This window comes from Streptomyces sp. NPDC051219, from assembly GCF_040682335.1.
GTDB lineage: Bacteria > Actinomycetota > Actinomycetes > Streptomycetales > Streptomycetaceae > Streptomyces.
The window spans coordinates 71,621-77,620 of record NZ_JBFBAS010000029.1; the positions used below are offsets into that span (position 1 = coordinate 71,621).

Annotated in this window: 4 protein-coding genes and 1 pseudogene; 3 read left to right on the forward strand and 2 right to left on the reverse strand. The window is 68.7% G+C overall.

Annotated elements, in window-relative coordinates; genetic code table 11:
- Positions 1-918 precede the first annotated feature (918 nt).
- From AB0M62_RS27000 to AB0M62_RS27010, 3 genes are all read left to right on the forward strand, one after another.
- A complete protein-coding gene (locus tag AB0M62_RS27000; RefSeq protein WP_366076887.1) occupies positions 919-3,759 on the forward strand; it encodes a putative dsRNA-binding protein in 2,841 nt (946 codons plus the stop codon).
- Positions 3,760-3,879: 120 nt separating this feature from the next.
- Complete coding sequence (locus AB0M62_RS27005; protein WP_366076888.1) at positions 3,880-4,170, forward strand: transposase; 291 nt, start codon at positions 3,880-3,882, stop codon at positions 4,168-4,170.
- The gene (locus AB0M62_RS27010; RefSeq protein ID WP_366076889.1) at positions 4,158-4,799 is read left to right on the forward strand and encodes an IS3 family transposase; all 642 of its coding nucleotides are present in this window, start codon (positions 4,158-4,160) and stop codon (positions 4,797-4,799) included. The genes AB0M62_RS27005 and AB0M62_RS27010 overlap by 13 nt, the downstream gene beginning before the upstream one ends.
- Here the strand turns inward: AB0M62_RS27010 and AB0M62_RS27015 are convergent.
- Together AB0M62_RS27015 and AB0M62_RS27020 are read right to left on the reverse strand one after the other, a co-directional pair.
- Positions 4,792-5,307: pseudogene (locus AB0M62_RS27015) on the reverse strand (IS30 family transposase); the annotation flags it as partial. The gene AB0M62_RS27010 and the pseudogene AB0M62_RS27015 overlap by 8 nt on opposite strands.
- Positions 5,308-5,380: 73 nt before the next feature.
- Positions 5,381-5,815, reverse strand: coding sequence for a hypothetical protein (locus AB0M62_RS27020; protein ID WP_366076890.1), 435 nt, complete (start codon positions 5,813-5,815; stop codon positions 5,381-5,383).
- Positions 5,816-6,000: the final 185 nt, after the last annotated feature.

A 6,000-nucleotide genomic window follows, 5' to 3' on the forward strand; every position in this document is an offset into this window, starting at 1 on the left:
CCGTCCCGATGGTGCGGTGTGAGCGTAGGGGGCAGCAGTCGGGGGAGAGCCGAGGGCGGCGGCAGGACGTTGCAACGTGTGGATGCGTGATATGTGGGGGTGTGGTGGGCAACGGTGTGAGTGCCCGGCTTGGCAAACCGTCGGGCAAAGGCGGGGTCGAGTCGAGCAAAGCCGCGAAGCGGATCTCCAAGCAGCAGGAGGATTGTCGTCGGCGCACGCTGCAGGACCTGGAGTTCGCCCGTGACGCCGAGCGGCGGCACAACGGGTTGGGGGCTGCTCCAGTCAAGACAGAGAAGCCCTCGAGCCCGGCGATGCCCGTACCGGTGAAACCGCGGGGAAAGCGGTCCAAGAAGGCCTCGGCTGCCCGCGTAAAGGCTCCCGCTGTCCCCCGCGTTGCAGACCGCGGTGAAGATCGCCGGAAGGCGCCCCACAAGGTCGCGACTGCCTATATGCGACTGACCCCCGAGGAGTTTCAGCGCGAGCGGCGGAAATGGCTGGCTTGGGAGAAAAGGGAGCGGGAGCGGAAACTGGCGAAGAGGAAGGCGCAGTCTGCCAGGAAGTCCGGGGAAGCCCGCCGCCGAACGAAGACGAGCGGAACGAGGCTGCAGGGGGACAAACCCAGTCCCGCCGACAGTGGATGAGACCCGTCGGCTGGTCCACGTCCAACGGTGCGACGCAAGCCAGCCGCATGGCAGACCCTGATCGGGAGCGGGCGCCACTACCGGCTCCCGCAGAGCAGTTCACCATAAGCGCGGAAGCAACTACGCTGCTCACGCGGTCGCGTCGGCATCACCGACCTCGGTGGTGCAGCGTGATCGCCTGGGGACAGCGGCCGGGGAGGATCGTCCGCACGCCGGAGGGGAGCGCGGTGACGCGTGCCGGTGCGGGCGGGCTGTGCGTGCCGCATGGGGGAGGGGCATGAATCGCTGGGTCGGCATCGTGTCGCTGCGGGAAACCGCGCCGCCGACACCCGTACACCGCATCGCGCTCGCGATCGAGGCCGCGAGGAAGCGGACGTCATACGAGCTGGGCGGCCGGAAGGTGCCGTATGCGCGGATGCGGTCGGCGCTGCGTACGCTCGGCCAGGAGCACGCGAGCCGATACGAGTGGGATCGGTACACGTACTGTGTCGAACTGGCCGGAGACTTCTTCGACGGAGGGGAGCCCCCGACCGGCCTCCCCTTCTGGCTCACTGCCGAGCTCCAGGACCTCCTGGAGGTCAGCGGCGCGCCGAGGACGGACGGGCGGAAGAGGAAGGCCCCGACGCGCAAGGCCCAACGCACCGACCACCACCGACTCTCGTCCCCGCGTCGCGCCAAGAGCACGTCCGCCGGCGTCGCCGCCCGGCCCGACCCTCCCAGGACCGGCCACCGTCCGCTGCCTGAGCCGGTCCGGCCCTACAGCCGCGCCGTACGGCCGCTCGAGGTCCGCGAAGTGACGTACCCGGCACTGTGCGAGCCGCCCGTGACGCTGGTGGGCACCTTCGGGGACGTCGTCCGCGCTGCCGTACGGGAGACCGTGAGGGATTGGGGTGCCGGACCGGAGGTGACGGCTTGGCTTGGGCTGGCCGCAGAGCACCGCAGCCACCTCTACGAAAGCCATCAGGCCGACAGCATCACGCCGTACGTGCTCGGCCTGCTCGATCGGCTCGGTGGCACCGCGCTCGACGTGATCCTGCTCGACGCCTACGCGCGATGGGCCACTCCTAAGACGGCGGGCGAGCAGTCCGCCGAACATGCTCGGCGGCGCGGCGCCGCAGACCGAGCACTGGGCCAGTGGGCCGCCCAACGCCGTCTGGTGCGCATGGGCGCTGGCGAGGCGCAGCAGCCCGCGAAGTCCGTGTCCGAAACGGTCGCACGGCAGATCCTCGGCGCGCTCAGCCTCTGCGATGAGCACCAGGTTGCCCGTCGGCTCGTCGCCGCTGCCTGGCCCGACCTCGACCACCCGTCCGCAGAAACCAGCGCTGATCCCGTCACGCTGGCGCACACGGCCTTCCACAAGGAAGGGCTCACCTACGACTACGACGAGGAAGGCCCTGACCACCGGAAGGTCTTCCGCGCCACCGCCCGTACCCGCACCGGCCGCACGGCCCAGGGCACCGGCCTGTCGAAGAAGGCCGCACGAGCGACCGCGGCCCAAGCCCTGCTAAACAGATACCCGCAGGCGGTCCGAGCGGACCAAGGGCAGAAGGCGGCGCCGGTCGCCAATCGGAGCATGCCGCCGCTGCCGTACGCGCAGCCGGGCAACAGACACCGGGACGCCGTCAGCGACCTGGCGACGATGTTCGAACTCGGCCACCGAGCGGACGGCCTCCTCGCCCAGGCTCTCACCCACGCCTCCTGGATCCTGGAGAACCAGGCCGCCGTGACCGCTGCCCGTCAGCGCAACAACCACATCTTGGCCCACCACGGCTCGCACGTCATCAACTACCTGGCCGCCCACGTCAGAGCCCGCCGGACCCTCGCACGCGGCCTCACACCCGACGAGGACGAAACCCGCATTCTCACTGCCTCGGACGAGGACACCGCCCAGCTCGGCGCGGCCCTCCAGGTAGCGGAGGGGCTGCTGACCAGCCGCGGCGAAAGCGGGCAGGGTCGCACGGCGGTGTCTGACGCCACCCAGGCAGTCGTCGCAGCGGTCTGGCGCACGCATGGGCCCCGGCTGCTGGAGCGCCGACCGGTCGTCTTGGACGACTGGCTCACCGGACTGGAACACGGACACGACCCGATCACCGTCCTGGCCGCCATGGCCGCCGCGTACGGCGTCGACCACGACTTTGAGTACGAGATCTCAGGGCCGGAGCACCTTAGGAGCTTTACGGCGACAGTCGTGCTGCGGGACACGCGTGGCCGTGTCTACCGGTGGACGGAGCAACTGGCCGGCACTCCCGGGAAGCCGGAGGCGAAAAGGGCGACCGCGCAGGCCGTCCTCGACATCCTCGCTGCCCCGGCCACCGACCTCGTCGACGCCCTCCTTGACCCGGAACGCGAGCTGCTGACCTACCTGCTCCGCGCCCAGCTCGACGGCCTCGGCCCCACGTCGGAACGGCAGCGCGCCCGCATCCTGGCCCGCGGCGACCTCGGCACGGACCTCCTCGCCACCGGCGACACCGAGGCGTTTCTCGCTTGGGCCGACCGTGTCACGGTCCTACTTGGCCCGGACGACGCGGAGGCGCCCGAGGCGTTGCGGGAGCTGTACCGCAAGAGCGTCGACGACACCCGGTACGGGCCGCGCTCCCTGCTGCGCCGGATGGCTGCGGAGCAGGGCACCGACACCGGGAGCGTGGTCCGGCGCCATGCCACCGAGTCCGTCCGGCGCGCGGCGGGCACGGCGGCATGGGCCGCCTCCGTGCGGGACATTTTGCAGGACTGGTGGCGTGACCAGGCGCCCCACACTGGGGTGTCGGTCCGCGACGACATGCGCCAGGAGGCGTTCTTCCCGCTTCCGGTTCAGCTTGGGACGCTGCACGAGACTCTGAAATGGTGTGGTGAAGCGGCCGTCGCCGCCGGCGCCCGCGTCGACGTCGAACTGGACGTTCGGGATGGCACGTTGCACGTGTGGATCGGTCTCAACAACGTCGACGTCCGGGCGACCTGCCACGACTTCGGACGGCTGCTGTCACGCGTCCTGCCGTGCACCGACTGCATCGCCGCCGAGGACCACTTCCTGCTGCGGCTGCACGGCAGCCCTGACCCACAGGACTTCTCCCCACTGGCGGCGGCCGGCCTGGATGCCTATCTGGGTCAGGCGTCGAAATAGGGCGTCCCTCCGTGAACGAACTGCGTGAGTGCACCTGTCCCTCATGCCGCGCAGCCGAACCCTGTCCTTGAGGTTCCCCTCGTAGCGTGGAGTCCGTGACAGCAGGGGATGTTGGTTGTCATGGCGGAGAAGCGTCGGAAGTTCACGGCGGAGTTTCGTGAGGGGGCGGTACGCATCGTGACGGAGACCGGGAAGCCGGTCCCCGAGGTCGCGGAGGACCTGGGGATCAACGAGACGACGCTGGCGAGCTGGGTCTCGCGGGCGAAGCGGGCCGGGCAGGTGACGCCGGAGGACAAGGACGCGTTGATCGCCCGGCTGATGGCGGAGAACGCGGTGTTGAAGAAGGACAACAGGGAGCTGGGAATGGAGCGCGATGTCCTCAAACGCTGCATGGTCCTGTGGGTGAAGTAGCTGCAGCGGACCCGGCCGCCGTGGCCGGGGTGATCAGCGACAACAGGACCGAGCACGGCATCCCGCACACCATCTCGTGCCGCGCCCTCGGCGTGAGCGAGTCGTGGTTCTACAAATGGCGTGATCGTCGCCCGACCGGGCGAGAGGTGCGCCGGCAGCAGCTGGCCGACGAGATCAAGGAGATTTTCACCGAGTCCGGTGGCACCTACGGATCACCGAAGATCTTCATCCTGCTGGTCCGCAAGGGCTGGCGCATCTCGGTGAACACCGTCGCGAAGCTGATGGCCGAACTCGGACTGGTGGCCCGGGTGGTGAAACGCCGGCGCGGGCTGACCCGGCCGGGGAAACGGCCGGCCGCCCCGGACTTCGTCAAGCGGGACTTCACCACCGAGGAACCCGACCTGGTCTGGGTGGGCGGCATGACCGAGATCGTCACCGAGGAGGGCAAGCTCTACCTCGCCACGGTCATCGACCTGTTCTCCCGGCGCCTGCTCGGCTACGCGATGGGCACCCACCACGACGCGGACCTGGTCGTGGCCGCGCTGAACATGGCGGCGGCCACCCGGGGTGGAGACGTCCGCGGCGTGATCTTCCATTCGGACCGCGGGAGCGAAGGCGGATTCAACTGATCGTCGCAACGCTGGCTTGCGTTGATTGTAGATAGTCGTCGAGGGCTTCGGCGGGTGTCTTCCAGTCGAGGGTCTTGCGGGGGCGGGAGTTGAGGACCGAGGCAATGGCGGCCAGCTCGTCGGCGCTCCATCTGGACAGGTCGGTGCCCTTGGGGAAGTACTGGCGTAGCAGTCCGTTGGTGTTTTCGTTCGTGGCGCGTTGCCAGGGGGCGTGCGGGTCCGCGAAGTAGACCGGTAGCCCTGTCTCGATGGTGAGTTGGGCGTGAGCGGAGAGTTCCTTCCCGCGGTCCCAGGTCAGTGAACGACGAAGCTGGTCGGGCAAACTGGACATCGTGATGGCCAGGGCGTCCTTCATGGCCACGGCACCGTAGCCGGCCAGCGCAGGCCCGTTCTTGGTGCGCTGGATCGTGCCGTAGCCCTCGGCCCGTGGCAGGTGAACCAGCATCGTGTAGCGGGTAGTACGTTCCACGAGCGTGCCGATCGCCGACCGGTTCAGCCCGATGATCAGTCGGGTAGCGGGGACGCATTGCTGCGTCCCCGCCCCCTCAGAACCGTGCAAGCAGCTGTTCACCGCACACGGCTCAAGCAAGCCCCAGAGGCTCGCGGACGGGAGAAGGTGCAGGATCGGCGGGTTGGCTCCGCCGTTGACAGCGGGTGTGCAGGAGACGGATTCGCTGATCGTCCGGTGAGCCTCCGCTCGGGAACGCGATGTACTGCTTGGAGATCGCCTTCCTGAGGACGGCACGCCACGCTTCCCACTCCTGCGGGCTTTGCGGCGGGTGATCGGCGTGCAGCAGGAGTCCTCCGCAGATCAGACAGCGACCTTGTTGCGCCTGAAGCAGGCGCACGGTCATGCCGTCGACCGGCGGAGGCGGTCCCTTGCGGCGCCGCTCGGCCCAGTACGACTCTAGCGCCGGGTCGTCCGGAGACGCCCTGCCCTTGACCAACCGGTGCCGGACGATCTTCGTCCAGGAGAACTTGAGCAGGTAGGCGCCGATGACACGGTCGCCGAACACCCACCGGTCCCTCCTGGCCTTGTTGAACCGGCCGAAGTACTTATCGGATACCCAGTGCTTCGGCTTGTTCGGGTGGCTGTGCTTGGCCCACTCTCTTGAAAATCACCTGCAGTGATACGCGTTGGCGCGGTTCATGCGGTCTGTTCGCGCGAGGCGATGGTGACGTCCATGCCGAGGGCAGCGAG

Bases quoted from the DNA above. Each gene is read 5' to 3' on its own strand.
- AB0M62_RS27000 (WP_366076887.1), top strand. From the start codon at position 919: ATGAATCGCTGGGTCGGCATCGTGTCGCTGCGGGAAACCGCGCCGCCG.
- AB0M62_RS27005 (WP_366076888.1), top strand. From the start codon at position 3,880: ATGGCGGAGAAGCGTCGGAAGTTCACGGCGGAGTTTCGTGAGGGGGCG.